Here is a 557-nt window from a genome sequence, read left to right as displayed (position 1 = left end):
CTTGATTTCAACGCATCTTGAATACGTTGTTCGTGCCTCTCGAAGTCTTTCTTTAGCGTTTGCTCGATAGCGTTGGCTTGCTTCTTCGATTGCGAATTGAAGTCCCTCGCCATATTCAAAATCTTGCTCATACAACAAACCTTTTAATCTTATGTTTCGTTTCCCACTTTCGGGATTCTTAATACTGATGCTTTTAGCTGTCACTCTGGCAATCTCAAATCCTTTGCTTTCAAGCGCACCAATTACCCCTTTTCGACTACGGATTGCGCCTGATTGAGCAAGATTAAGTAGACCATCGGTAAGAAGTTGCTGAATCTCTTTTGCATCGGATGGAGTGTCTTTAGCACTCACCAAGCCTTGCTGATTAGCAGGGTCATCTGGGTCATGAAGCCCTAGTTCAAGATTCTGAATGGTGCGCCACGCATCGATACGAGGATTGTCTGCAAAGTGGTAGTAAGGTTGAAGTCGCTTGCCAGAATGAAGCTCAATATTTGGAATAACAAAATTCAGCTCTAACCGCCCTTTATCAAGATGCTCTACCCAAAGAATGGAGTATT

1 protein-coding gene is annotated in these 557 nt (G+C 43.3%); it reads right to left on the bottom strand.

The window, feature by feature from the left end; all coding sequences use genetic code 11:
* A partial coding sequence (locus R7O03_RS22795; RefSeq protein ID WP_411977487.1) for an MbeB family mobilization protein occupies positions 1-113 on the bottom strand: 113 nt, incomplete at its 3' end.
* Positions 114-557 lie beyond the last annotated feature (444 nt).

The sequence above is a fragment of the Vibrio sp. Vb2960 genome (genome assembly GCF_033337665.1).
Taxonomy (GTDB): domain Bacteria; phylum Pseudomonadota; class Gammaproteobacteria; order Enterobacterales; family Vibrionaceae; genus Vibrio; species Vibrio alginolyticus.
Note: the sequence above shows the minus strand (reverse complement) of the source record. Positions and strands in the feature narration are given on the sequence as shown.